Annotated in this window: 5 protein-coding genes; all 5 read left to right on the forward strand. The window is 44.4% G+C overall.

Annotated features, from left to right (window positions below; all coding sequences use genetic code 11):
- Positions 1–255 (forward strand): hypothetical protein (locus DCCM_RS18550; protein ID WP_165792077.1); only part of this gene is annotated, 255 nt, incomplete at its 5' end.
- Positions 256–268: 13 nt separating this feature from the next.
- Positions 269–1,096 carry a hypothetical protein gene (locus tag DCCM_RS08510; protein WP_128739118.1) on the forward strand — a complete coding sequence of 276 codons (828 nt, stop codon included), beginning with the start codon at positions 269–271 and terminating at the stop codon, positions 1,094–1,096.
- Between the two features lie 177 nt (positions 1,097–1,273).
- Complete coding sequence (locus DCCM_RS08515) at positions 1,274–1,567, forward strand: hypothetical protein (protein WP_104371995.1); 294 nt, start codon at positions 1,274–1,276, stop codon at positions 1,565–1,567.
- A gap of 12 nt (positions 1,568–1,579) precedes the next feature.
- Complete coding sequence (locus tag DCCM_RS08520; RefSeq protein WP_104371996.1) at positions 1,580–1,777, forward strand: hypothetical protein; 198 nt, start codon at positions 1,580–1,582, stop codon at positions 1,775–1,777.
- A 1-nt stretch (position 1,778) separates the two neighbouring features.
- On the forward strand, positions 1,779–1,955 hold the full coding sequence (locus tag DCCM_RS18555; RefSeq protein ID WP_165792078.1) for a hypothetical protein: 177 nt from the start codon (positions 1,779–1,781) through the stop codon (positions 1,953–1,955).
- Positions 1,956–2,077 lie beyond the last annotated feature (122 nt).

Here is a 2,077-nt window from a genome sequence, read left to right on the forward strand (position 1 = left end):
AAACTGGCCATTAAAATTAAACGGCATGAGGAACTGATGGCGGTAAACGACACCAGTTTGGCCTGGATGAGGGTTGTGGGCATCTTCTTAAACGCGTTGCTGATACCGGCCTTTTTTGCCGTTCAGCTCATTGTGCCGGATGCGGAGAAATTTTTTATAAATGTGCCCATGGGTAAAGCGGTAGTGGCGGTGGCCTTCCTGTCGTATCCCGTGGGCATTATGCTTGACCACCGATTACACGATGTTAAATATTAGGGAGGTATTGCCGGTGATTCCAAGGATTGGCGCAGACTGGATTCTGCTGATAACATTTGCTTTATCTGTTGGAATCTATTTTTTTATAGTAATCTCACATATTTCACGGAAAGTTGTTTACAAGTGGCCACTACAAAGAATGTTCACAGCCAGGGAAAAAACAATAGTTCCGGCGTTATACAAGGATAAAGGAAAAGAAAAATTGGATTTAGGCATATTCTCCGATCCCAAATTTCTAATTATCGGCTTTGCCACGGCATGTATTTTCACCTGGGCGTTTTGGACAACGCCGCTTAGAATTTACATGTTTCAGGTGGGGTTAATGGTTGGCTTTTTAGTAGCCAAATTTCTGGGCAATACCAAAAAAACCATTGACTACAGGACAAAAGTCAAGGAGATAAGCATTCTCTACGATTCCATCGACCTATTTTCCGAAAGCCACTCAATTCACCAGGCCTTAGCAAAAGCCGGCGAATTAACCCCGTCCATAAGGGATTCCGTGGAAAAATGCGTAAACCGGTGGCCGCAAGGCCCTGTAAAAGCCCTTCATCACTTTGCAAAGGAGGTGAACTTTCCGGAAGCTGAGATTCTAGCGTCCGTGCTGCAGCATATCACACTGTCGGGCAAGAGCGAAAAATCCGGCCTTCTCAGTGAAGAGTCGGCAAAACTTGAAGAACGGCTGCGTCGCAACTATGAGAAAGAGATTGCGGCCAGGCCGTTGTATCAAACCATCTATCTGGCGCTGCCCGGTTTTGCCCTGGTGGGTATCGTGTTATTTCCCATTGGCTATAAGGCCATAAAAATGATTGAAAGTCTTACGGCCTGGAGCGGCCAAATGTGAAAGGAGGGGCGAAATCCATAAATATTATTAAAAAATTCTTTAATCTACACCTAAGTGAACGCATACTGTGGATTATACTGGTGGTCTTAACGGTAGGAACAGTAGTTTCTACAATCATCAGCATAATGAGGTGACGGCCAGCTATTTAAGTTTCAATATTCAAGGAGGTTATTAACTTTGAAGTATAGAGCGATAAAAATTTACCGGTCAATTAAAAACTTTATCATGGATGAAACCGGGACGCCCACAGGCGAAATACTGTTATGGCTGATACTGGGGGTGTTGTCCTCGGGTAGCGTGGCCCTGTCCTATGTAGGGGCGCTGCGGGGCAAGATGGGCGATGTGTACACGGATATGGAGGCCATCAGGCCGGTGAGCAGTATCGTTGATGATGACACGGACTATGGTATTAACGTCAATTCAAATGGAAGGACGGGTATTATCACCGGCGCCACCGGCGCAACACGTTAAGGGTGGCTAAAAATGAAAAATACATTGGTCAATTTAAAAAGTGCTCTCCTGGGCACCAAAACGGGGGAGTATTTTTTATGGTTTGTTTTTGGATCAATTATGGTTTTTATATTCGCGGTGGCCGTGGTAAACGCATATCAGAGCAAAATGGATAATTATGTTAGTCCATATATCCAAAATATACACGTCACCGCACCAGAAGGTGATTAAAATGGTTAAAAAAATCATTGACTTATTGCGGGACGATAGGGGAATAACCACTGCCGAATGGGCGGTAATTCTGTTTATAGCGGGGTTGTCTTCTGTAAGTATAGCCTTTGGGTTTTCCGGTGCCCTCCGGGGCCTTGGCGGCAGGTTAATAGAAGATATACAAAACAGTACACCTTGAGAAAAAGGGGGAGTGCGGTAAAACGTGCCCCCCTTTTTTAAGGGGGTATTAATCAGGGATGGATAAAAAACAAAAAATTATCTCTTTAATTGTTGGCGGCTCCGTTATGGTTTTAGCAATTA

It is taken from the genome of Desulfocucumis palustris, assembly GCF_002933875.1.
Classification (GTDB): Bacteria; Bacillota; Desulfotomaculia; order Desulfotomaculales; family Desulfocucumaceae; genus Desulfocucumis; species Desulfocucumis palustris.

Coding starts and splice junctions, on each gene's coding strand:
- DCCM_RS18555 (WP_165792078.1), top strand. CDS start 1,779: ATGGTTAAAAAAATCATTGACTTATTGCGGGACGATAGGGGAATAACC.
- DCCM_RS08520 (WP_104371996.1), top strand. CDS start 1,580: ATGAAAAATACATTGGTCAATTTAAAAAGTGCTCTCCTGGGCACCAAA.